Origin of the sequence: Gemella haemolysans, assembly GCF_028308085.1 — a bacterium.
GTDB lineage: Bacteria > Bacillota > Bacilli > Staphylococcales > Gemellaceae > Gemella > Gemella haemolysans_D.
In genome coordinates this window covers 1-22337 of sequence record NZ_JAQMFS010000108.1, presented here as the reverse complement: position 1 = coordinate 22337, position 22337 = coordinate 1, and the positions used below count along the sequence as shown (strand labels likewise).

Below are 22337 nucleotides of genomic sequence, written 5' to 3'. Positions count from 1 at the left end.
TTTTGTAAAGTTCTCTCTCATAATCTCTATTCTTAATATAAAGTATAAAGGTGAATTGTATGAATAACAATGTAATTATTGGTACTGCAGGGCATATTGATCACGGGAAGACGACCCTGATAAAAGCTCTAAGTGGTATTGAAACAGATACTACTCAAGAAGAAAAAGACAGAGGAATGTCGATAAATCTTGGATTTGCTTATTTTGATCTACCAAGTGGAAAAAGATGTGGTGTAGTTGATGTTCCAGGACATGAAAAATTTATAAAAAATATGCTAGCTGGAGTTAGTGGTATAAACTTAGTATTATTACTAGTTGACTCAAGAGAAGGTATAATGCCTCAGACGAAAGAGCATGTTGATATTTTAACTTTACTAGGAATTGAAAACTACATTATTGTAATGACAAAAATAGATTTAGTTGAAGAAGAATATCGAGAACTTGTTAAAGAAGATATTCGAGAATTCATCGCTGGAACAGTCCTTGAAAATTCTCCAATTATAGAAGTAGACTCAATTAGTAAAAAAGGTTTAGACAATCTGTTAGAAACAATTGATAAGAAAACAGAAGATATCGAAGCGAAAAATATTGAGAAAAATGCTAGACTTAATATCGACCGTTCATTCCAGGTAAAAGGATTTGGAACAGTTGTTACAGGAACTCTTACGGAAGGTGTAGTAAATGTAGGGGATGAACTTGTTATTTATCCAAAAGGAATAAAAACAAAAGTAAGAAATATACAAGTCCACGCAAAGGATGTAGAAAAAGCCTACGCAGGCCAAAGAACAGCGATAAACTTAGCGAATATCAAGTTTGATGATGTGAAACGTGGAGACACTCTAGCGACTGCAGATTCATTAACAAAGACTTATATGCTAGACAGTGAGATTAAATTAATCAATGATGAGAGAGCTAATCTTGAACTATGGGATAGAGTGCGTGTATATATAGGTACTGAAGAAGTCATGGCAAGGGTTGTACCACTTGGAACAGACTTATTAAAAGCAGGAGAGAGCAGTTTTGCTCAACTTAGACTAGAAGATGAAATAGCGGTTAAAAACTATGATAAATTCATCATTCGTACTTATTCACCAATGATTACAATAGGTGGAGGGGTAATTCTTGATGCTAGTCCAAAAAAACATAGCAGATTTAATGAAGAAATTCTTGAAAAACTTAAAGTGCAGCTTGAAGGAAATACATCAGATTTAATAGCTAACTATATACTATCACATAATAACTATTTAGTTTCTAAAGATAGTATCGTAAAAGATTTACAACTTCCAGAAGAAGAGATAGTGGAATCAATAGCACAACTAATAGAAACAGCTATAGTTTATGAGACTAAGTTAGGATATATTCATAAGAAAAAATATGAAGAAGTATTAGAAAAACTGAAAAAATTATTAGTAGAGTATCATAATAGATTCAAATTGAAAGTTGGTATTCCTAAAATTGAGGTGCTTTCTAAGTTTAAACTTTCTCAAAAAGAAACATTAGAGCTACTTAATCTATTTATAGCGAACAACGAAATTCGACTAGAAGGTAACTTAGTAGCTGAAAAAGATTTTGTAGTTAATTATGATAAGAAACAATTGGCTGAAAAAGAAAGAATAGAGAAGGCTTTACTAGAAGGAGGGTTTACACCACCGACTATTAAAGATTTAACAAATGGAGAAAAACCGAAAGTTGAGATATTAGAATCTCTAATCGACAATACAATAGTTAGATTAGATGCTGATTTAGTATTACATGCTAATGTATTAAAAGAAGCTATTCAAAAAGTAGAAGATCACTTTAGTGCAAATGAACAAATGGGATTAGCTGAATTTAGGGATATGACAGGTTCTAGTAGAAAATATTCTATGGCTATTTTGGAATATATCGATAAACTAGGAATTACTCGACGTGTAGAAAATTATCGAGTATTGGCGAAAAAATAAATAAAGAAGGGAGCTAAGTCATCGTACAAAACTGACTTAGATAAGGTAAGGGATATGAGTTATTATTTCGACTATGGAGCAACGTCGCTAAAAAAACCTAAAGAAGTGGCGGACAAAGTCTATGAAGTACTATCATCGGCGAAATATGCAAATGCGTCAAGAGGTAGTTATTATGAAGCGAATAATGCTTTTCGTGAAGTGTTTGAAGCAAGAAATGATATTGCAAAATTCTTCGGTTTGAAAGATGAAGATAGAGTAGTATTTACGAGTAATTCTACAGAAAGTCTAAATATAGCAATATTAGGATTATTAGAAAAAGAAGATCACGTAATTACGACTTCAATGGAACATAATTCAGTATTAAGACCAGTTTATTTAGCTCATGAAACAATAGGATGTGACTATACGATTGTTAGAGCTGGAAAAACAGGATTAATCGACTATGAGGAGTTAGAAAAAGCTATCAAACCTAATACAAAAATGATCGCTATTACGCATGGTTCAAATGTTACAGGGAATATAGTAGACTTGGAAAAAGTTGCTGCTATCTGTAAAAAACATAATATTATTTCAGTTGTGGATGCTTCGCAAACAGCAGGAGTAGTACCTATTAATATAGATGAATTAGGAATAGATGTATTATGTTTTACAGGGCATAAAAGTCTGTACGGACCACAAGGAATTGGTGGACTATGTGTAAGACTTAAAGAACCTGAAATTAAGAGATTTAAAGTCGGTGGAAGTGGAGTTAGAACTTTCGATGAGAAACATCCAGGAGAATATCCGCTGCGCTTAGAAGCGGGTACGCTTAACACTGTAGGTATCTTAGGTTTGCATGAGGGAATAAAATATATAAATAGACAAGGAATAGAAAATCTTTATAAAAAACAGATGAACTTTGCGAACAAATTCTATAACGAATTAAAAGATTTAGATTGTTTAGAGTTTTATGGAGATTTTACAAAAGAACGTACAGCAGTAGTTTCATTGAACTTCAAAGGAATTTCAGCTTCAGATGTAGCAGATGTACTTGCTGAAGAATATGACATTGCTGTTAGACCTGGAGCACATTGCGCACCTCTAATGCATGAGGTACTAGGGACAAAAGAACAAGGTATAGTGAGATTTTCTTTTTCTAGTATGAATACAGAAGAAGAAGTAGATTATGCTATTAATGCTATAAAAACATTAGCAAAAGAAATTTAGGAGAATTATTATGTCAAAACAATTATTATCACAAATTCCCGCAATAAATAAGATTTTATTATTAGATGAAGTAAAAGCACTAATAAATGAATATGCAGAAGTAGCGGTGAAATCAGCGATAAAAGAATATATTGATAGAATTAAACAAGAAATACTAAATGAAGAATTATTCGAAGTTCCAAGTTTAGAGAAAATTGTAGTAGAAGTTACACAAATAGTAAAAAAAGAAGATAGAAATTCTTTACGTAGAGTAATTAATGCAACTGGAACAATTTTACACACAAACTTAGGTCGTAGTTTACTAAGTCAGAAGATTAAAGAAAATATTGAGAGCGTAGCATTTAACTATTCTAACCTTGAGTTTGATATAGATAATAAAAAACGTGGAAGTCGTTATGTCCACCTTATTGATATTATCAAAAAATTAACAGGTGCAGAAGATGTCCTTGTAGTTAACAACAATGCTGCGGCTGTACTGTTAACGTTAAATACACTAGTTAAAGACAAGGAAATAGTAGTTTCTCGTGGAGAGCTGGTAGAAATTGGTGGAGCATTCAGAATTCCTGAAATTATAAAACTAAGTGGTGGTACTCCTATTGAAGTAGGTACTACGAATAAAACACATTTAAAAGATTATGAGAATGCGATTAATGACAATACAGGAGCATTGTTAAAAGTTCATACTAGTAACTATAAGATTGTAGGATTTACTAAAGAAGTATCTAATGAAGAGATATCTTACCTTGCTCGTGAGAACGAACTAGTGTCTATAAACGACTTAGGAAGCGGGCAGTTCGTAGACTTTTCTAAATATGGATTACCTTACGAACCAACTGTAAAAGAAGTGCTTGATAGTGGTATTGATATAGTAACTTTCAGTGGAGATAAACTTCTGGGAGGACCACAAGCAGGTATTATCGTTGGTAAAAAAGAATATATAGAAAAAATGAAAAAGAACCAACTTACTCGTACGTTACGTGTAGATAAGATGACTTTAGCTGCATTAGAAGCTACATTAAAACTATATCTAGATGAAAAAGAAGCACTAGAACACATTCCGACATTGCACATGATTTCATTATCAAAAGAACGCTTATTTGGTAAAGCAGACGTACTAAAAACAAGACTTGGTGACTTAGACTTCAAGATTACAATAGCTGAAGATAAGGCAGAAGTCGGTGGAGGAAGCTATCCAGCAAGTTACTTAGAAAGTGTTGTGGTAAAATTAGAACACCCAAGACTAAGTGCGACAGAACTAGAACGTCGTCTATTAGAAGTAGAAATACCTATTATTACACGTATTAAAGACAATGAATTAATTCTTGATATGAGAACACTTCGAACAAGAGAATTCGATTTAGTTAAACAAGCTTTAATAGAAGTCGCGAAGTAAACATAGAATTTAAGTTGCAGTAAGTTGCATGTTAAATAATATTTGATAAAATCAGAAGGTGAGTATATGTTTAGGGAAATAAATATAGAAGATGTACAAGAAGTAGCAGAAATTTGTAAAGCAGCATTAGGTTATGATGTAGATGTTGAAAATGTGAAAAGACAAATAGAGAAACTAACTAATGACAAGAAACAACATATTATTATCGGTTATGAAGATGAAAACACAAGGAAGATTATAGGATTTGTTCATGCTCAAATGTATGAAAGTTTCTATAGTAATCTAGGATTAAATATTTTAGGACTCGCTGTTAATCCTGATTTTCAAGGTAGGGGAATAGGTAGAAAACTTATGAATGAGTTAGAAGACTATGCTGTAGACAATAATATTAGCTTTATTAGGTTAAATTCTGCCATGAAACGTGAAGAAGCACATAAATTCTATGAACATATCGGTTATACCTGTGATAAAGTTCAAAAAAGATTTATAAAGGTATTTGAGTAAGAAAATTAAAACAGAAGTTTTTGTATTTTGACTTACTTAACCAAGTAAAAAATAAGGTCTATATAATCAAATGAATTATTTATTTCCTAGGAAATTCGATTAAGTTTGATTGTATAGATCTTTCTTTTTATTAGATTTTCTTCAACTTGTTTGCACAAAAGAAGTATGATAATATAGAGTAGACTTATATAGAGAAGAGGTTTAGGAAATGGATTTATGTAAAGAATACAATGGTATTGATGGATTGTTAGTTTTGACAAGTCCACTTCACCATGATGATAGAGGATATTTTCTAGAAAACTGGAAGAAAAATGATTTAATAAAATTTGGAGTACCAAAAGAGTTCTTCAATAATGATCTGCAAAACAATGTTTCAGTGTCGAATAAAGGGACTCTAAGGGGTATGCACTGCCAAGGATGGGCGAAATTAATGACAGTTGCGTGGGGAACATTTAGAATGTGTTTTGTAGATTTGCGCCGTGAATCTCATACATATAAAAAGGTAATGTCTCTTGATGTAAAACCTGGTATGGCAGTATTCGTTCCTGAAGGTGTTGCGAACGGCGCACAATCTTTAGTAGAAAATGGAATATTGAATTATATTGTAACTGGATATTATAATCCAAATGAAAAATACTTAGGTATTACTCCATTAGATCTAAAACTTAACTTACCTTGGGATATGACTACAACACCGATAATTTCGGAAAAAGATAAGGGAAGTCTATCTTATGACGAAGTGATAGCTATTATAGAAAGTGATGTGAAATAATGAAAAACATTGCTTTAATAGGTGAGACAGGATCAGTAGGTGAGGAAATATTTAATCAGTTACTTAAAATAGATAATCTACATGTGAATACTTTTACTAGGAGAAATATAACTGACGTCCTACATAGTGAATATGACATTACTATATGTGCAGCTCCATCCTCAGGGAAGCTAAAAACAAATTTAGAACTTGATAACAGTGACAAAGACATAGAAGAGCTGTGTAGAATAATAAAAGAAATAAAGACGAATAGATTTATTCTAATATCATCACAATCAGTTATTTATGAAGCGGAAAAACTATATGGAAAAGTTCAAAAAAAGGTGCTAGATAGTGTCCTAGTTCATCATAGTAATCACACAGTTTATTTGGTAGATACTTTATATGGAACTAGTTTAAATAAAGGTTTTATTAGTGATATTATTACGAAGCAATGGAGTTTCTTATCTGATGATTATATTCAAAAATCACCTGAATTAATGAATTATTATAAAAGGATAGGGGATACTAATCTTTGGGAACGATATAATGAATTACCAAAGAATCTACTAGAAAAGTTACCAAATATAGTAGATATTTATCCAGACGATAAGGTTTTTCAGGTTACTCCGATAGCTGCATTAGCTAAAACTCTTGTAGAAAATATGGAGAAATCACAAGGATTAAAAACTAGTATATCTGAGACAGAAGTATTTACAGGAAAACAGATTAAAGATCTCTATGAAAATCCAAACGAGGATACATTTTTGGGTAAATATTTCATGAAGCAAAAAATATAGGAAAGGAAATTTAGAATGAAAGTTTATTATAACGATAGAGGATTCCAACTTGGTAATCTACTATTTGTATTAATGCAAGCACATAAAGATAGATTAGCTGGTATAGAAGAAAGTTATGTACTAAGAACAGGTTATTTTAAATTTGCACAAAGTTTCTTTCCGAAAACAGCTGAGTTATTTGGAAAAGCGCAAGGTTGTGAGCTAGAACCATTCGGATATTATCAAATATCAGGACAAGATTATTATGCAGAGGTATTGGATTCATTCTGCAGGGAATATCTTTTAGAAAGAGCAGAAGAACTATCTAATCAGTTTGACAATAAAAATATAACAATAGCGATAAGAAGAACGGATTTTTTAGATGGAGATAGAGTAGAGAAATATGGCTATGACGCGGTTAAGTATGTCGTCGATTGTTTAGAAATAATCAAAGAAAAAGAAGCAGATATTTCTGATTTAACAATAAGAATAACTTCAGATGACACAACTTGGTGTAAAGAAGAATTAGCTCCAAAATTAAAAGTATTATTTAGTTTTTCGAATGAAATAGTAGTCGAAGATCAAGATATTCAAGATAATTTCTTACAATTATACGCAACAGATAAATACTTCATCACGCCGAATTCTACTTATGGATACTGGGTAGGATATGTGCTGAGAGTGAGCGGAAAAAATGTTCAAACTTTTGCACCTAACTTCAATACAACGCTAATAGAAGACGGACGACAAATAGCAGACACAAGAGATTGGATACTAGTTGATGTTGATAGAAGTATGTATGAAGAAAAAGCGTAAATGAATTAAAAAAAAGATAAAAATAGCAATCCTATCTGGATTGTTTTTTTGTTGACACTTGGATGAATAAATGATAGGATCTAATATAGCAAAATTAGAGGAAGAATTATTATGGGATATTTAGAAATAGTAAAAGTTATTGAAAGAATAGCAGAATCGAATTATAAAGAATATATTAAGGCTATGATTTACATAGAAAAAAATATAAAAGATGAATTAGTTTTGGATAAATTATATCAAGAATATTATGAGAATGATGATGTAAATTTATTAAATGATTTTTTCGATAAAGAAAAATAGATAAATTAAATGATTATAGACATATTGCTGTAAAAATTATGGTATAATAATTATTATTTGATTAGGAGCTGTATTATTGTGAATTTACCTTATGATAAACATAATCCATTGGCTATAGAGAAATATGCTAAAAAATTAGAAGGAAAAAAGTTTTTTGAAGTACTAAAAGACTATTATTCAAATAGTGAGATAAGAGAAAGTGGTATTGGTTACTCAGAAAAGAATGAACTTCAAGAAAAAATAGCATATTTTAATAATCCTAGAGGGAAAGGTAGTCTAGGAAATCTGTTAGAAGAATATTATTTTTACTACAAACCAAATAGTGATTCTAATCCTGATTTTTTAGAAGCTGGTACAGAATTAAAGGTAACACCAATAGAGAAAAAAAGAGATGGTAGTTTAAAGGCAGGAGAAAGATTAGTTATTACTATGATACCTAATGATAGACCTGTTGAACCAGTGTTTGAAAAATCTCATGTACTAGAAAAAATGAGATTAATGTTGTTAATTTTGTATTTAAGAGAAAAAGATATTTTAAGAACAGAGTATAGTATAGAGTATGTAAAACTGTTTTCTATTTTATCAGAGAACTGTAGAGAAGATTTAATAATTATTAAAGAGGATTATTCTACAATTATTACAAAAATTCAACAAGGTAGAGCACATGAACTATCTGAAGGTGATACAAAATATTTAGGTGCATGTACCAAAGGAGCAACAGCTAAGAAAAGTGAGCAAAAGCAATATTATAGTGAAATTCCTGCAAAAAGAAGAGCATACTCATTAAAACAATCATACATGTCATATGTGATTAATAATTATGTTGTTGGACAAATTAATACATATGATTCTATTTTGAAAAATACAGAATTGAAAGAAGAAACTTTTGATAATGTAGTATTAAACAAGATTAATGAATATAAAGGGAAAACAGAAGAGGAACTATATTGTCAATTTGAAATCAATAAGAATTCTAAACAAGCAAATAGTAGTTTGATATCAAGAATGCTTGGTGTTAAGACTGATAATGTTGAAGAATTTGAAAAAGCTAATATAGGAATAAAAACAATAAGGATAGATAAAAAAGGTAATCCTAGAGAGAGTATGTCATTTCCAAAATTTAAAATTTTAGATTTTGTTCAAGAGACCTTTGATAGTTCAGAACTATATAATTATTTTTATGAAAAAAGATTTCTATTTGTTGTATTTAAAGAAAATATGGCAGGAGAATATGAGCTAGTAGGTTCTAAATTTTGGAATATGCCAATATCAGATTTAGAAGGAATTGGAAAACTCGAGTGGGAAAGATATCAATCGCAATTTATTGATGGGATTGAATTTGAAATAAAAGATAATAGAATAAGTAATAACTTATTAAAGTCAAAAGAAACACAAATATTCCATCTAAGACCACATGCGCAGAGATCGGCATATGTAATAAATGGAATAAAATACGGTAATGGTACAGAGAGTGATATGGATGAATTGCCAAATGGAAATAAGATGACAAAACAATGTTTTTGGTTAAATAAAAAGTATGTTTTAAAGAATATTCAGGATATAATTGAAGGAGAATAACATGAATTTAGATGTTGTAGAATTATTCGCTGGAGTTGGTGGATTCAGAGTTGGATTAAATCAAATAAGCGAATTTGATAAAAAAAGTGGAAAAGCTATAGAAAAAGGTGGATGGAATTTTGTTTGGGCGAATCAATTTGAACCTTCAACAAAGACACAACACGCCTTTGAATGCTACACAACAAGATTTGGAGAAGATGACTGTTCAAATGAAGATATTAATTTAGTTGATAAGAAAAAAATTCCAAATCATACCTTATTGGTTGGAGGATTTCCTTGTCAAGACTACTCAGTTGCACGTTCTTTAAGTGGTGAAAAGGGAATAGCTGGGAAAAAAGGTGTACTCTTTTGGGATATAAGAGACGTATTAGTAGAAAAAAATACTCCGTTTGTGCTTCTTGAGAATGTAGATAGATTATTAAAATCTCCAGCCTCTCAAAGAGGGCGTGACTTTGCAATTATGCTAAAGACGTTTGATGAATTAGGATACTATGTACAATGGAGAGTAATAAATGCTGGTGATTATGGAATGCCACAGAAACGTAGAAGGGTATTTATTTTTGCTTCTAAAAAAAATACAAAGTATTCTAAGAGTATAAAAAATGAACAAAACCTAGAAAACAGTATTTTTGAGAAAGTTTTTCCAACGGAAAGTGAATTAGATATTCTATTCAATACAGATATTAATACTTATTCTGATGCATTAGATGTAACAGAAAATTATAAAGATGGAAAGTTTTTAGATACTGGAATGATGATAGATGGAAAGATTATTCACAGAGATGTAACTCCAAAAAAATCTGAAGTTTATTCGCTAGAGAAGTTATTAAAAAATGCAGAAAAATATAATGATGAAGACTTAAGCAAATACTTTGCAGAAGAAGATAAATTAGATAAATGGAAATATTTAAAAGGATCTAAAAGAATAGAGCGTGAATCAAAAACAGGGCATAAATACATTTATAGTGAAGGAGCAATGAGTTTTCCTGAAAATATTAAAGAACCTGCTAGAACAATGCTAACAAGTGAGGGAACTGTTAATCGTTCATCTCACATAGTATTTGATGAAACTAATAAAAAATATCGAATTTTGACAGAAGTAGAGTGTGAGATGATACAAATGTTCCCGCCTAATTGGACTAACACTATGCCTATGCGTCGAAGATATTTTATGATGGGAAATGCGTTAGTAACTGGAATAATTTCAAAATTAGAACCAGTATTAAAAAATATTATTGAAAATGAATAAGGAGGAACCATGTCAGATTTAGAAAAATTATTTTTTAAGATAGATAAACAGGTAGAAGAGAATAAAGGTGAAGGGTTGTATTTTGACTCTTTAGTGAATTACTTAACTTTAGAGAATGATGAAGAGTATTTTGATATTGTCGACAATTTCTCTAAAGAGGATATTAAGAAAGTTTATCAGTTTTTACTATTAAAAGCTCTTAAAGAGTTAAATAATCCAAGTTACGACATTACACCAGAAGTTATTACTATGTACGTATCTCATATTTTAGAGTGTTTATACAATAATGAGAAAATTTCTGTAGCTGATTTTGCTAGTGGAAGTGGAAACTTCTTAATTAACTTAGCTGCCTTATCAAAAGGTGACTACGAATTAACTTCTGTAGATGTTGATAATAACTATGCTAGATTACAACAAAATATTTTCAATTTATTAGAAACTAATGTTGAGATCATTAATCAAGATGCACTTAAACCTTTAAATATCAAAAAACAAGATGTTATCATCAGTGATGTACCTTTTGGCTATTATGCTGATGAGGATAATAGCTTAAACTATAAACTTTGTAGTGCTGAAGGATATAGCTTAAATGCCTTATTATTCATCGAGCAAGCATCTAATTATTTAAATGATAATGGTGTAGGAGTATTAGTAGTACCTAAAAAAGTCCTTGAGCTTGAAGATAATTTCAAGAAGTTCTTAGAAGAAGATATTAATTTAAATGCGGTAATTACTTTACCAGATGAGATGTTCAAAAATGCATCTCAACAAAAAGCTATTATTTTAATAACTAAAAAAGGTCAAACTAAATTGCCAAATCAAGTATTTTTAGCTCAAGTACCTAGTCATAAAAATAAAGAAGGTTATGCTAATTTTATTGAAGAATTTAAAAATTGGTTATTAGAAAAATAGCATCATTAATGTATAAATGAAAAGGTTATTTTCGTAGAAATATGTTAATAAATTGCTATTAAAGGTTGACAAGAACGTAAGAATATAATACAATATGTAAGTAGATTGCTCAAAGAGCAGTCTTAATGATTGAATGTTTGTATTTATTTTACATTCTAAACATTTAATTAAGTATTAAATTAAGATTTTGTAGTATCGGAGGGAGGGAAATCCAATGTCAAAAACTGTAGTTCGTAAAAATGAATCACTAGAAGATGCACTACGTCGTTTCAAACGTGCTGTTTCTAAAAACGGAACTATCCAAGAAGTTCGTAAACGTGAGTTTTATGAAAAACCAAGCGTTCGTCGTAAGAAAAAATCTGAAGCGGCTAGAAAACGTAAATATTAATAATTGGTAATTATCACGCAATTTATTAATAAAATCTAAAAAACTTTCCCTCTTTTAGATTTATTTAAAAAATAAGGACCTCATCGAAAGATGAGGTTTTTTTATATCTTTATATAATGGAGTATGACTGCTCTTGTTAAAAGAAAGAAATTGTGTTATTCTTATTTTAATTATTATCACTAGGAGAATAGTATGTTTGCAATAATTTGTTTAAATATTATGTTACTAATTTCATGTTGGTACTTAATTGCTGAAAATCAGAAGAATAAAAATAAAATTAATGATTTACAAGATGATTTAAATAAAGCAATTAAAAGACTATCAGCATTAGAAAAAGCTCAAAAGTAGAAGGGGATATCCCAAAAGTAACAAAGTTTATATGAGAGCTTATAGATTCAGTGATTTATTGATATCTAAATTTGTATTATAAAAGCTTTTTAGATATCTAATAAATTGTGTGGAGTGACTCGACAAAATCCCAATTTTTGAGTCTTCCCTAGCATAAACAAAAATAAGATTCCATCCAAGACGGACGGAATCTTATTTTTTTAGAATTCTATTTTTCTTATTTTTTTATCTAATTCAGCTATATTTCTAGCATTCATAAGTATCATCAAGAACTTAACTTCTTTTTTCCATTTTTCGATTTCTTGAATCAGGGCATCTTTTCCTTCATTTACAAGGATTTCTAAGAAAATTTTAGAAACACCGACTGCTTTAGCTCCTAAAGCTAGACATTTTACAACATCTAGAGGATTACGAATACCACCACTTGCGATAATATCTATTTTATCTTTATAAGAGTAGGCGATTTCTAGACTTTCTGCTGTAGTGTATCCAATTGCTTCTAGGTATGTTGATTTATCAGTTCTTCGTCCATTTTCGATTCTAGCGAAGTTTGTTCCCCCCATACCGCTGATATCCACGGCTGGAATATTTAAATCGATTGCTAGTTTAATAGTAGCTTCGTTCATGCCAAAACCTGTTTCTTTTAAGATTACAGGAATAGGAGATTTAGAGCTGACTTCTTTTAGGTTGGCGTACCAACTTTCGAAGTTATGATCACCTTCAGGCATAACGATTTCTTGAAGAGGATTAGTATGAAGTTGAATATATTTTGCTTGTGATTTTTCAATTGCTTCTAAAACAAGTTTTGGATCTTTATCTAATCCTAAGTTTACTGAATAGCCTTTAGGATAAGCTTCTTCGTCTTCTTTACTCTTAAGAGCTGGAGAATATGATCCTGGGAAAAATTTAATTCCACATTTTTCACTAACTTCCATAAAATCTTGATTAATTTTATTACAATCTTCTCCACCAGCAGTTATAGCATTGATGAAGAATGGATATTCCCAACGATCCCCACAAACTGATGTAGAAGTATCCACATCATCTAATCCGAAAAGTGGAATACTATTGTAATCAATTGCGTATGAGTCCAAGCTAGTTACTTTTGTTTTATCAGCAAGTGCTAATCTAATATGATCTTTTTTTCTCATAATTAATCCTTTCGTAGTATATTATAGTTTTTCTAAGTTCAGTTGTAGTTGATACTTATCGTTATTTTTTTCAAATCCTAATACAATATCACCGCTACCAGAACCACTCTGTTTACCAGCAGAATGTGCGTCAATATAATTTTTCATTGCATTAGTTTCCATAGGTATTTTAGAGAAACTTTCTAAATATAATAGATTTTCTCTAAGTTTATTTATCGTATTAAGAGCATTTGATGCATCCGTTTCTACTAAATTATCTTTTAATGTTTTTACAAGGTGATTAGAAGTCTCTACAAAAACTTTAAATTCATCTTTGTAATTATCTTTATGTTGTTTCCAAAGTTTAACGTGCTCTTTCGTATCAACAGCTTCACCAGTCCATCGTGCTAAGATGCTTAAATCAGCTTTAGGATGTATTTTTTCAATAAGAAGTCCATCCCAATTTGTATTGATTATTTCTTTAACAGATTTATTTTGGCGAATCATATTATTAACGAACTCGGCATTGAATTTTTGATAGAAGGTAATCCCATCGTTGATACTCGCAGCAACATCTCCCATAGATCCGCTTAGATTGTGTTTAATATTAAATAGGGCAACCAATTTGAAAATAGTTAGATCATTATACGTAATATTTTCGAATGATAGTATTGCTCGAGCTATAGCGACAAGAACAGCGCCAGATGAACCTAGACCGTATTTTTTATCATCACTATGAAGTTCATTGAAAATAGTAAGAGAAAATGTTTTATCACTATTTGTATATTCTGTTAAAAATTGGATAAATTGTTGAACTAGTGTGAAGTTACTATTTTCTTCAAAAAGGCCAACAGAAGTTTTATTAATTGTATCGAAGATAGTAGTTTTATCACTTTCTTCTACAAATACTGTAATTTTTTTAGGGACACTTGTTATTAGTGCTGAAGCGTAATCTTCTAAAATCGCATATTCACCAGCGAGATAGAGCTTACCATATGCTACTCCATGCACAAAATTATTTTTTTCTTCCATAATTTTGAAATTTCCTCATATAATTTGTCTTGATCTTCCCTTAAGTATAGTACTTTCACATTTGGGCCAGCATCCATAGTGAAGTAACATCTATAACCTTTAGAACGTAGTTCTTTTAAGATATCCATAGCCATGTAGCTTTCTTCAGTTAAGAACGAAAAACTTGGAGTAGATGTAGAAGTTGTACCATGCATAGCTAGTGCGTTACTTTCTGTAATCTCACCAATTTTCTCGAAGTCGGCTTCTTTTAGAGCTTCTTTCATTAATACAAAATCGTTTTTAGCTTTTTCTATCCAAGCATCGAATGTTGTCGATGTTTGAACACAGCGCTCCATAGCTACACGACTAGAAATTTTCTTTCTATCTTCATTAACTACAAGAACCATCATTCCGAAGTCTAGAGAGCATTCTAACTCTTCAACACTTCCATCCTCAAGCCAAGCAGCAAGTTTATAGAAGCTTCGGCATGAAGAACCAGAACCTTCTTTGGCTATTTCAACTAATTCCTTAGTAGTTTTGTTTAATTTGAAATATTCATTACAAGCAAGAACTAATGCCATAGTACCACTAGAACTTGAAGAAAGTCCTGCAGCAGTAGGCACAGTATTATAACTTCTTATAGTTATAGCTTCACGTTCAGTAGGTGTAAATTTAGAGATGAATTTAATCATCTTATCAACTTCTTCTTGGCTTTGTTTTTCGTCATTGATATAAAATTCATCAACATTGTTGTTATTTTTTTCGATTTTTGTTTTTGATAAAAGATTGTCTAATCTTAAAGAAATATTAGGATTATAAGGTAAGACAGGATCTTTAGATTTTTTCCCCCAGTATTTAACTAAGGCAATATTAGCATAACCTAAACTGTAACTATCCATGATGAATATCCTTTCTCTTTTAATGCATTTTGAATTTCTAATGCATTTTCTTTTGTTTTGCTAAGGCTAATACAACAACCACCAGCACCACCACCAGTTAGCTTGGTACCAATTGCATTATTGTTTTTACAAATTTCCACAACCTCATCATTGCTCGCATGACTTACTCCTAGTTTTCGTAGTAAATTATGAGCTTTATACATATATTGTCCGACAAGATCGATATTTTTATTTTTTAACGGTTCAATTACTAAATCAGTGATTTCACCTAATTCAGTAATATATTTCTCGTATTTAAAATAATTATCAGCTATGTGTTTTAGAGTTTCTTTAGTGATTCCAACAACACCAGTATCGATAATCAGTAAATAACTATTTAAATTAAAACTTAACTCACTAGCTCCGTCTTTTTTTGAAAATAAAAGGGGAGTATCACTAAGCACTTGATTTACATCAATACCGCTAGGATTCCCGTGGATAAATTTTTCGCATTTATTAGCGATTTCTCTAACATTTGGGAGTTTTTTTGCACGTGCAATAGCGATACTCAGCGCAGCGGAAGAACCTAGTCCACGCCCTACAGGGATGGTACTAGTAATATTAATTTTTGTTTTATTATCAATTCCACATGAATCAGCGATAAAGCTAAGAATTTCATCTCTTTGTTGAATTGTATCTGTTTTTTCTAAAGTGACTTCTACATTCATTTGTGGAAGTGGAATAGTAATTCCTTTGTATCCATAAACGACTGCATGTTCACCGAAGAATATTGCTTTTGCGTGCGTCATAAATTTAAAAACTCCAATTTTATATTTAAGTAGTATTTTATACTATTTAATTAAAAGATAATTAATAGTGGAAAATACTTTTATACGTACAATAATTATACTTTTAGTATTTGTTTTTGTCAAACATCGGTGTAGCAAAAAAAGATGAAATTATACTAGAAATAACTTAAGTTAAAAAAAGTATAATTTCACCTTAGAATATTTTAATATGAATGGCAAGCAATACCATGTGGTTCTAAGTGTACTAAAGTTTCACAATAATAGAATTCTTTAGATAATGCTTTTTCGATTTTCACGGTAATGTCGTGACTTTGTTTAACATTTAATGATGGTTCTACAGTAACAGTAATATCGATAAAGTATAGTAAGCCATGAGTCCTACCTTTCGTATCTACTATTGATGTTACACCTTTAATATCATTTACAATATCGTTAACCTTATCTATCACTTCAGTATCAACGCCATCAGTAAGAACGTGTGTAGATTCTTTGAAAATACTAATAGCAGTGTAAATAATAAGTAATCCTACGATAATAGCGACTACTGAATCAGCTATTGGAAGTCCGATATATGTAGCGATGATTCCTATTAATGTTCCGATAGAAACAAAAGCATCGCTAAGATTATCAAGAGCCGCAGCTTTAAGAGATTTACTTCCAATTTTTTTAGCTAGACGAATATTATAGAAATAAACTGCAAGCATAATAGCACTCGCTATAAAAGCGACAACTGCAGAAAGTAGGTTAGGTTGTTCAATTTTTCCTGAGATGATTTTTTTTATCGCGTACATTACTACTTCGATCCCTGCATATAGCATAATAAATGAAGCTATTAATGTAGATATAAGCTCGGCTCTAAAGTGACCATAAAGGTGATCTTCATCTGCTGGTTTTCTAGAGATTTTCAAACCGATAAGAACACAAACTGATGAAATTACATCGGTAGCGTTGTTAATACCATCGGCAACTAAGGCTGAAGATTTAAAAAATAGACCAGCGCAAAGTTTTAAAACGGTCAGCAATAAATATGACAGAATACTAAGTTTGGCACCTTGTTCAGCACGTTTTAATTTATCGAAAATTGAATTACTCATGGCTTCCTCCTAAAATAATGTTTTACCATTATAACAGGTTTAAAAAAATTATTCAAGAGAAAAAATGTTATTTTAAAATTAAAATTATTTCTCTTAGGTGAACTTTAACGAAACAAAAACACTAAGAAATACTTAGTGCCTTTGTTTAAATATTAATACCAGCAGCCGGGGTCGAACCGGCACGATGTTGCCATCGCTGGATTTTGAGTCCAGTGCGTCTGCCAATTCCGCCATGCTGGCATATGTCTATGATAACACACATAAAATACTTTGTCAATTTCAGTTCGAGGTATAAAGGAGGGGGTCTAGATAATAATTTTTGATGAATATTAGAGATTTTTGATGGATTTTATTTATATTTTAGTTTTAGATTGTATAATATGATAGTAAGATAATGTAAAGAAGTGTTTTATGAGTTTATTATTATATAATTTAATTTAACTAATCAAATAAAAAATGTAAGGGTACAACAATAACCTTGTGTTTACAAGGATAGTCGATTGTAAAGATGTAGAAAATAAGTGTTTTTAGTTGACAAATTAAAATATTTTTTCTAATAGTATATTGTAAAACGATAATATATGTAGTATAATATAGTAGTATATAGAATTATAAAAATATTAATGTTATTTTTATAAAGGAGTGTGAATGCTGGTGGTAGTTACGTTGTTTACATCGCCTAGTTGTACTTCTTGTAGAAAAGCAAAAGCTTGGCTTATAGAAAATGAGATAGACTTTGTGGAAAGAAATATTTTTTCAGAAGCTCTAACAACAGATGAAATTAAAGATATTTTATCTATCACAGAGCACGGAACAGAAGATATAATTTCCTTTAGATCAAAAACGTTCCAAAAATTAAACTTGGATATCGAAAGTATGTCTATTCAAGAGTTATATAAAGTTATTCAAGATAATCCAGGAATGCTTAGACGACCTATCATTGTTGATGATAAGAGATTACAAGTTGGGTATAATGAAGATGAAATAAGAAGATTTCTTCCAAAGGAAATAAGAGTAAATCAATTAAAACAAATAAAAAATATGGTTAAGTAAGTACGCCCTGATACTACTTTTACCGATTAATTTAAAGGTTGATATTAGGTATCAGCCTTTTTTTATGAGAAGATACTCAACAATAATACTGTAAAGTATTTAACAAAAATAAAAGAAAGAGGTACTTAATGGAAAAAGAAGATATTAAATTTATTACAGGAGAGATTCATTTCCTAGAATTAGTAGAGAAGAAGAGTTCATCGTTAGTATTTAAAGGTCCTAATGAAGAAGAAATAAGCTGTAATGAATCTGACGTTGAAAGTTTAGATGATTACGAAATTGGAGAAGAGTATTCAATGTTCGTATATCCTTCACGTAGTGGGAAATTATTCGCTACACCAAATATACCAGAAGTAACTTATGGTGATTATGCATTTAGTAAAGTTGTAAAAGTTGAGGAAGATAGGGTAGGGCTTGATATTGGGTTCTCTCGTGAAATCCCACTTTTAGGAGAAGATTTACCTAAGTTAAGAAGTGTTTGGCCAAAAGAAGGGGACGAGCTGTTTATCACACTCCGTCGTGATTTCAGCGGACAATTATTTGCTCGTCTAGCGACAGAAACAATTGTAGCATCATTATATTCAAAAGCTACTAAGAGTATGAAAAACAAGGATATTGAAGCTTATCCTTATCGTTTAATGCGTGTAGGAACATTTTTACTAACAAAAGATGGTTACAAAGTTTTCGTTCATGAAAGTGAACGTGAGAAAGAACCACGCCTTGGTGAGAAAGTGACACTGCGTGTTATAGGAGTTAAAGATAACGGTGAAATCAACGGTTCATTCTTACCACGTGCTCACGAAAGAATGGATAGCGATGGTCAAGCTATAATGGACTATATCGAAAATAACGGTTATTGCGAATTTACTGATAAATCTGATCCAGAAGAGATTAAAGCAGTATTTGGAATGAGTAAAGGAAGCTTTAAACGTGCGGTAGGAAGATTATTCAAGAATAAACTAATTATGATTGAAAAAGATGGGTTATACAAACGTAAAGGAAGATAAGAGTATGAAAAAAATAAAATTAGATAAAAATGCATTGTTAGGTGGAATTGTTTTAGAGAATGATAGATATCAAGTAGTGCACATGAATCTTAAAACAGGGAATCAAACAGACTCATATAGTAATGATAAAAATATTTTATTACTAAATATTAGTGGGAAAATTACAGTAGCTTTTGAAGAAGAAGTAGAAACTGTAAATGAATTTGAACTATTAGAAATCCCAGCAGGTGTAGAACACGTGATTACATGCCTACAAGATGCACAGATTTTTGTAGTTAAACTATAAATTACATAAGGTGGCTTAAATGGGATTTCTTTTTAGGCCACTATTATTTTAGAGAATTGAATTGAGGAATACGATGGAAGTACAATTTTTAGGTACAGGAGCAGGGCTTCCTGGAAAATTTAGAAATACACAGAGTTTTGTTTTTAATTTTATGCAAGAATTAAAAGAATGCTGGATGTTTGATTGTGGTGAAGCGACACAGCATCAAATTTTAAGAACAAATATTAAACCAACAAAAATAACTAAAATATTTATTAGCCATCTTCATGCTGATCATGTTCTTGGATTAATTGGATTCTTATCGTCTAGAAGTTTTCTTTTAGACACAAAGGCTTCTGATGTTACTATATATGGACCAGTTGGTATTAAAGATTTCATAGAAAACAATTTGTTGTTCACACATTGTTCACTTTCTTATAGGGTAGAATATATTGAAATTTCTAGTGAACAGTGTATAATAGATAATAAAAATGTAGCTGTTTTTAGTTATCCATTAACACATAATGTTGAATGTTTTGGATATAAAATTGTATTCAAAAAACAAAAAGGAAGTTTGAATGCAAATAAATTGAAAGAGCTAGGTATTATGCCAGGTCCGTTTTACAAAGAAATTAAAGAAGCAGATACTTTCGAATATAACGGAACAGTGTATAATTCAAGCGAATTTTTATCCGAAGACAAACCTGAAAAAGAAATTTCTATTATACCGGATACTAGGTACTTTGATGGTTTGAGGGAGTTTGTTAAAAACAGTAACGTTATAATTTCAGAGTGCACTTATTTACTTAAAGAAGATGCACACCATGCGAGAAAAAACTATCATTTAAGCATTTTAGATATTGAAAAAATAATACCACAAAGTAAGGTTGAGAATCTGTATCTAACACATATTAGTGCTAGATATGATAGAAATATTGAAAAAGAGGCTATAGAATCATTACGTGATAAATGTAATGTAAAGATAGCACATGATCTAGAAGAATATAGTTTGTAAAAATGTAGAGGAGATTGTGAAAATGAATTTAGAAGAAAAAACTATTGAAGTTGAAAAAATATTTAAGGGGAAAGTTTTAGATGTAGAAGTACATACAGTAACTTTACCTAATGGAGAAACTTCAAAACGTGAGCTGATAAATCATAGGGGTGCTGTAGCAGTATTAGCTTTAACAAAAAATGATGAAGTAGTTCTTGTTGAACAATATAGAAAAGCTATAGAAGCAGTAACTTTAGAAATTCCTGCAGGGAAACTAGAACCAGGTGAAGATAATAAAAAATTATCTGCTATTAGAGAATTACGTGAAGAAACAGGATATGTAGTAGAAGAAGAAAGACTGGAAAAACTATGCGATGTTCACGTAGCATTAGGTTATAGCTCTGAGTTAATCACAATTTACTATGTTGATAATTTAGAATATGCTGGAGAAATTGATCCAGATGACGATGAATTTATTAATTTAAGAAAATATAAAATTGAAGAAGCATTCAAGCTTTTAGATGATAATGTTATAACTGACAGTAAGACGATGCTTGCATTAGCTTACTTGAAAAATAGGAAAGGCGCGAAATAGTATATGAGTATTTATGAAGAAATAATTAAAATTATTCAAAAATCTTCATACAAATTAACTCCACAAAGGGAAAAGATTGTAGAGATTTTAGTTGAAAATGAAGATAAACATCTTAGTGCAGAGGAACTGTATTTTATTCTTAAAGAAAAAACACCAGATATTGGTATAGCTACCGTTTATAGAACTCTAGATATTTTTTATGAACTAAAAATATTAGAAAAAATATCTTTCAGCAATGGCGTTTCTAAATATCATTTGAGACAATCTGTAGATGACGAACTTCATCATCATTTAATATGTACTAACTGCAATAGCATCGAAAAAGTATCTAACCCAATATTCAATAAACTTATTGAATATATGAAAAAAGAGTATTCTTTTGAGGTTCAAGATAACTCTTTATCGTTTTATGGAACTTGTGCTAACTGCAAAAATAAAGGTGAAAATTAATGTATTTTGATAAATTAGAGAAGATATTATTACTTATCTCTAGTATAGTTTATATTGTATATATTGCATTTGTAGGTGGAATGATTAATCTATTTCGAGGATATGTAGGAAACGAGTATTTAAGAAACAAAATTGTTGATCAAATTCGTGAACAAACGCGTCTTACTCAAGATAGTGCCAATGTTTCTACGAAGGATATGCATTTTATCTTCCAAGTAATGGGACAACTTGCTTGGGTATATTTCGCACTTTTAATAGTTTTATTTTTACTATTATTATTTGCAATTTTGAAAAAAGGTATAAACCATAATGTAGTTGCATTTCTATTCTTAGTGTATAGCATCTTATTATTAATCTTTAGTTTAGGTATATTATTTATTAGTTGTGTAATATATTTCTTCTTGGGATTAAGAATAATATTAATAAGAAATTCAGAAAAATATAAGCGTGAAGCATAATTTCCGAGGAATTCAGTTTCTTCGGAAATTTTTTGTCATTTTCTTTTAATGAACTTAAGTAATTTGAATAATGGAAAGATAGTTGATATAATAAAAGAAACAAGTAGGGCAGTGGTTTGAAGAAGGAATACGCTCTGAAAAGAGAAATGGCGGTGCGAATCCGTCCGACTACTTGTTATGGGACTGACAAAAATCCCTAAAATTTAACAAAGTGTATATGAAAACTCATTGACGCAGTGGTTTATTGATATCTAAATTCGCTTTATAAAAGCTTTTTAGATATCTAATAAACTTTGCGGGGGTGACTCGACAAAATCTTGTTTCTTAAGAATGATATGTACCCCTTTTACTGGACAAACCAGTGAAAGGGGTATTTTTTATGCGTTATAGTTATGAGTTTAAAGTAAAATGTGTTGAGATGTATGA

Annotated in this window: 25 protein-coding genes and 1 tRNA gene; 20 read left to right on the top strand and 6 right to left on the bottom strand. The window is 30.5% G+C overall.

Annotated elements, in window-relative coordinates:
• Window positions 1-59: 59 nt before the first annotated feature.
• The 13 genes from selB (at window position 60) to PNO30_RS08560 (ending at window position 12167) form a co-directional block, all read left to right on the top strand.
• Window positions 60-1943, top strand: a complete 1884-nt coding sequence (gene selB, locus PNO30_RS08620; protein ID WP_271988103.1) for a selenocysteine-specific translation elongation factor — start codon at window positions 60-62, stop codon at window positions 1941-1943.
• Between the two features lie 54 nt (window positions 1944-1997).
• Window positions 1998-3149: an aminotransferase class V-fold PLP-dependent enzyme gene (locus PNO30_RS08615; RefSeq protein WP_271988101.1), complete on the top strand. Its 1152-nt coding sequence runs from the start codon at window positions 1998-2000 to the stop codon at window positions 3147-3149.
• A 10-nt stretch (window positions 3150-3159) separates the two neighbouring features.
• On the top strand, window positions 3160-4542 hold the full coding sequence (gene selA, locus PNO30_RS08610) for an L-seryl-tRNA(Sec) selenium transferase (RefSeq protein ID WP_271988099.1): 1383 nt from the start codon (window positions 3160-3162) through the stop codon (window positions 4540-4542).
• Window positions 4543-4608: 66 nt separating this feature from the next.
• Window positions 4609-5046, top strand: coding sequence for a GNAT family N-acetyltransferase (locus PNO30_RS08605; RefSeq protein WP_271988097.1), 438 nt, complete (start codon window positions 4609-4611; stop codon window positions 5044-5046).
• A gap of 208 nt (window positions 5047-5254) precedes the next feature.
• Window positions 5255-5818 (top strand): dTDP-4-dehydrorhamnose 3,5-epimerase family protein, encoded by a 564-nt coding sequence (locus PNO30_RS08600; RefSeq protein ID WP_271988095.1) that lies wholly within the window; start codon window positions 5255-5257, stop codon window positions 5816-5818.
• A complete protein-coding gene (locus tag PNO30_RS08595) occupies window positions 5818-6597 on the top strand; it encodes a hypothetical protein (RefSeq protein ID WP_271988094.1) in 780 nt (259 codons plus the stop codon). The genes PNO30_RS08600 and PNO30_RS08595 overlap by 1 nt, the downstream gene beginning before the upstream one ends.
• Window positions 6598-6612: 15 nt before the next feature.
• Window positions 6613-7392 (top strand): alpha-1,2-fucosyltransferase, encoded by a 780-nt coding sequence (locus PNO30_RS08590; RefSeq protein WP_271988092.1) that lies wholly within the window; start codon window positions 6613-6615, stop codon window positions 7390-7392.
• A 111-nt stretch (window positions 7393-7503) separates the two neighbouring features.
• The gene (locus PNO30_RS08585) at window positions 7504-7692 is read left to right on the top strand and encodes a hypothetical protein (RefSeq protein WP_271988091.1); all 189 of its coding nucleotides are present in this window, start codon (window positions 7504-7506) and stop codon (window positions 7690-7692) included.
• Between the two features lie 78 nt (window positions 7693-7770).
• Window positions 7771-9270, top strand: coding sequence for a Sau3AI family type II restriction endonuclease (locus PNO30_RS08580; protein ID WP_271988089.1), 1500 nt, complete (start codon window positions 7771-7773; stop codon window positions 9268-9270).
• A 1-nt stretch (window position 9271) separates the two neighbouring features.
• Window positions 9272-10519 carry a DNA (cytosine-5-)-methyltransferase gene (gene dcm, locus PNO30_RS08575; protein ID WP_271988087.1) on the top strand — a complete coding sequence of 416 codons (1248 nt, stop codon included), beginning with the start codon at window positions 9272-9274 and terminating at the stop codon, window positions 10517-10519.
• 9 nt (window positions 10520-10528) lie between these two features.
• Window positions 10529-11431, top strand: a complete 903-nt coding sequence (locus PNO30_RS08570) for a class I SAM-dependent methyltransferase (RefSeq protein ID WP_271988084.1) — start codon at window positions 10529-10531, stop codon at window positions 11429-11431.
• A gap of 214 nt (window positions 11432-11645) precedes the next feature.
• On the top strand, window positions 11646-11819 hold the full coding sequence (gene rpsU / locus PNO30_RS08565) for a 30S ribosomal protein S21 (protein WP_003147339.1): 174 nt from the start codon (window positions 11646-11648) through the stop codon (window positions 11817-11819).
• A 192-nt stretch (window positions 11820-12011) separates the two neighbouring features.
• Window positions 12012-12167 (top strand): cytochrome C biogenesis protein, encoded by a 156-nt coding sequence (locus PNO30_RS08560; protein WP_271988082.1) that lies wholly within the window; start codon window positions 12012-12014, stop codon window positions 12165-12167.
• Window positions 12168-12367: 200 nt separating this feature from the next.
• Here PNO30_RS08560 and fni read toward each other — a convergent pair whose 3' ends face one another.
• The 6 genes from fni to PNO30_RS08530 all read right to left on the bottom strand — a co-directional run bounded on the left by fni (window position 12368) and on the right by PNO30_RS08530 (window position 17329).
• Complete coding sequence (fni, locus tag PNO30_RS08555; protein WP_271988080.1) at window positions 12368-13318, bottom strand: type 2 isopentenyl-diphosphate Delta-isomerase; 951 nt, start codon at window positions 13316-13318, stop codon at window positions 12368-12370.
• A gap of 21 nt (window positions 13319-13339) precedes the next feature.
• Window positions 13340-14329, bottom strand: a complete 990-nt coding sequence (locus tag PNO30_RS08550; protein ID WP_271988077.1) for a mevalonate kinase — start codon at window positions 14327-14329, stop codon at window positions 13340-13342.
• The gene (mvaD, locus tag PNO30_RS08545; RefSeq protein WP_271988075.1) at window positions 14296-15207 is read right to left on the bottom strand and encodes a diphosphomevalonate decarboxylase; all 912 of its coding nucleotides are present in this window, start codon (window positions 15205-15207) and stop codon (window positions 14296-14298) included. Before mvaD ends, PNO30_RS08550 begins: the two co-directional genes overlap by 34 nt.
• Window positions 15189-15995 carry a mevalonate kinase gene (locus PNO30_RS08540; protein ID WP_271988073.1) on the bottom strand — a complete coding sequence of 269 codons (807 nt, stop codon included), beginning with the start codon at window positions 15993-15995 and terminating at the stop codon, window positions 15189-15191. Before PNO30_RS08540 ends, mvaD begins: the two co-directional genes overlap by 19 nt.
• A 203-nt stretch (window positions 15996-16198) precedes the next feature.
• Window positions 16199-17089 carry a cation diffusion facilitator family transporter gene (locus tag PNO30_RS08535; protein ID WP_271988071.1) on the bottom strand — a complete coding sequence of 297 codons (891 nt, stop codon included), beginning with the start codon at window positions 17087-17089 and terminating at the stop codon, window positions 16199-16201.
• Between the two features lie 156 nt (window positions 17090-17245).
• Window positions 17246-17329: transfer RNA gene (locus PNO30_RS08530), tRNA-Leu, on the bottom strand.
• A 408-nt stretch (window positions 17330-17737) separates the two neighbouring features.
• Here PNO30_RS08530 and spxA point away from each other — a divergent pair.
• From spxA to PNO30_RS08495, 7 genes are all read left to right on the top strand, one after another.
• On the top strand, window positions 17738-18142 hold the full coding sequence (spxA, locus tag PNO30_RS08525) for a transcriptional regulator SpxA (protein WP_271988069.1): 405 nt from the start codon (window positions 17738-17740) through the stop codon (window positions 18140-18142).
• 128 nt (window positions 18143-18270) lie between these two features.
• Window positions 18271-19149 (top strand): S1 RNA-binding domain-containing protein, encoded by an 879-nt coding sequence (locus tag PNO30_RS08520; RefSeq protein ID WP_271988068.1) that lies wholly within the window; start codon window positions 18271-18273, stop codon window positions 19147-19149.
• 4 nt (window positions 19150-19153) lie between these two features.
• The gene (locus tag PNO30_RS08515) at window positions 19154-19435 is read left to right on the top strand and encodes a hypothetical protein (RefSeq protein WP_035467019.1); all 282 of its coding nucleotides are present in this window, start codon (window positions 19154-19156) and stop codon (window positions 19433-19435) included.
• Window positions 19436-19508: 73 nt separating this feature from the next.
• Window positions 19509-20429, top strand: a complete 921-nt coding sequence (gene rnz / locus PNO30_RS08510; protein WP_271988065.1) for a ribonuclease Z — start codon at window positions 19509-19511, stop codon at window positions 20427-20429.
• A 22-nt stretch (window positions 20430-20451) separates the two neighbouring features.
• Window positions 20452-21003, top strand: a complete 552-nt coding sequence (locus PNO30_RS08505) for an NUDIX hydrolase (protein ID WP_271988063.1) — start codon at window positions 20452-20454, stop codon at window positions 21001-21003.
• A gap of 3 nt (window positions 21004-21006) precedes the next feature.
• The gene (locus PNO30_RS08500; RefSeq protein ID WP_271988061.1) at window positions 21007-21453 is read left to right on the top strand and encodes a Fur family transcriptional regulator; all 447 of its coding nucleotides are present in this window, start codon (window positions 21007-21009) and stop codon (window positions 21451-21453) included.
• Window positions 21453-21911, top strand: coding sequence for a DUF4064 domain-containing protein (locus PNO30_RS08495; protein WP_271988058.1), 459 nt, complete (start codon window positions 21453-21455; stop codon window positions 21909-21911). Before PNO30_RS08500 ends, PNO30_RS08495 begins: the two co-directional genes overlap by 1 nt.
• Window positions 21912-22337: the final 426 nt, after the last annotated feature.

Coding starts and splice junctions, on each gene's coding strand:
- selB (WP_271988103.1), top strand. CDS start 60: ATGAATAACAATGTAATTATTGGTACTGCAGGGCATATTGATCACGGG.
- PNO30_RS08615 (WP_271988101.1), top strand. CDS start 1,998: ATGAGTTATTATTTCGACTATGGAGCAACGTCGCTAAAAAAACCTAAA.
- selA (WP_271988099.1), top strand. CDS start 3,160: ATGTCAAAACAATTATTATCACAAATTCCCGCAATAAATAAGATTTTA.
- PNO30_RS08605 (WP_271988097.1), top strand. CDS start 4,609: ATGTTTAGGGAAATAAATATAGAAGATGTACAAGAAGTAGCAGAAATT.
- PNO30_RS08600 (WP_271988095.1), top strand. CDS start 5,255: ATGGATTTATGTAAAGAATACAATGGTATTGATGGATTGTTAGTTTTG.
- PNO30_RS08595 (WP_271988094.1), top strand. CDS start 5,818: ATGAAAAACATTGCTTTAATAGGTGAGACAGGATCAGTAGGTGAGGAA.
- PNO30_RS08590 (WP_271988092.1), top strand. CDS start 6,613: ATGAAAGTTTATTATAACGATAGAGGATTCCAACTTGGTAATCTACTA.
- PNO30_RS08585 (WP_271988091.1), top strand. CDS start 7,504: ATGGGATATTTAGAAATAGTAAAAGTTATTGAAAGAATAGCAGAATCG.
- dcm (WP_271988087.1), top strand. CDS start 9,272: ATGAATTTAGATGTTGTAGAATTATTCGCTGGAGTTGGTGGATTCAGA.
- PNO30_RS08570 (WP_271988084.1), top strand. CDS start 10,529: ATGTCAGATTTAGAAAAATTATTTTTTAAGATAGATAAACAGGTAGAA.
- rpsU (WP_003147339.1), top strand. CDS start 11,646: ATGTCAAAAACTGTAGTTCGTAAAAATGAATCACTAGAAGATGCACTA.
- PNO30_RS08560 (WP_271988082.1), top strand. CDS start 12,012: ATGTTTGCAATAATTTGTTTAAATATTATGTTACTAATTTCATGTTGG.
- fni (WP_271988080.1), bottom strand. CDS start 13,318: ATGAGAAAAAAAGATCATATTAGATTAGCACTTGCTGATAAAACAAAA.
- PNO30_RS08550 (WP_271988077.1), bottom strand. CDS start 14,329: ATGGAAGAAAAAAATAATTTTGTGCATGGAGTAGCATATGGTAAGCTC.
- mvaD (WP_271988075.1), bottom strand. CDS start 15,207: ATGGATAGTTACAGTTTAGGTTATGCTAATATTGCCTTAGTTAAATAC.
- PNO30_RS08540 (WP_271988073.1), bottom strand. CDS start 15,995: ATGACGCACGCAAAAGCAATATTCTTCGGTGAACATGCAGTCGTTTAT.
- PNO30_RS08535 (WP_271988071.1), bottom strand. CDS start 17,089: ATGAGTAATTCAATTTTCGATAAATTAAAACGTGCTGAACAAGGTGCC.
- spxA (WP_271988069.1), top strand. CDS start 17,738: ATGCTGGTGGTAGTTACGTTGTTTACATCGCCTAGTTGTACTTCTTGT.
- PNO30_RS08520 (WP_271988068.1), top strand. CDS start 18,271: ATGGAAAAAGAAGATATTAAATTTATTACAGGAGAGATTCATTTCCTA.
- PNO30_RS08515 (WP_035467019.1), top strand. CDS start 19,154: ATGAAAAAAATAAAATTAGATAAAAATGCATTGTTAGGTGGAATTGTT.
- rnz (WP_271988065.1), top strand. CDS start 19,509: ATGGAAGTACAATTTTTAGGTACAGGAGCAGGGCTTCCTGGAAAATTT.
- PNO30_RS08505 (WP_271988063.1), top strand. CDS start 20,452: ATGAATTTAGAAGAAAAAACTATTGAAGTTGAAAAAATATTTAAGGGG.
- PNO30_RS08500 (WP_271988061.1), top strand. CDS start 21,007: ATGAGTATTTATGAAGAAATAATTAAAATTATTCAAAAATCTTCATAC.
- PNO30_RS08495 (WP_271988058.1), top strand. CDS start 21,453: ATGTATTTTGATAAATTAGAGAAGATATTATTACTTATCTCTAGTATA.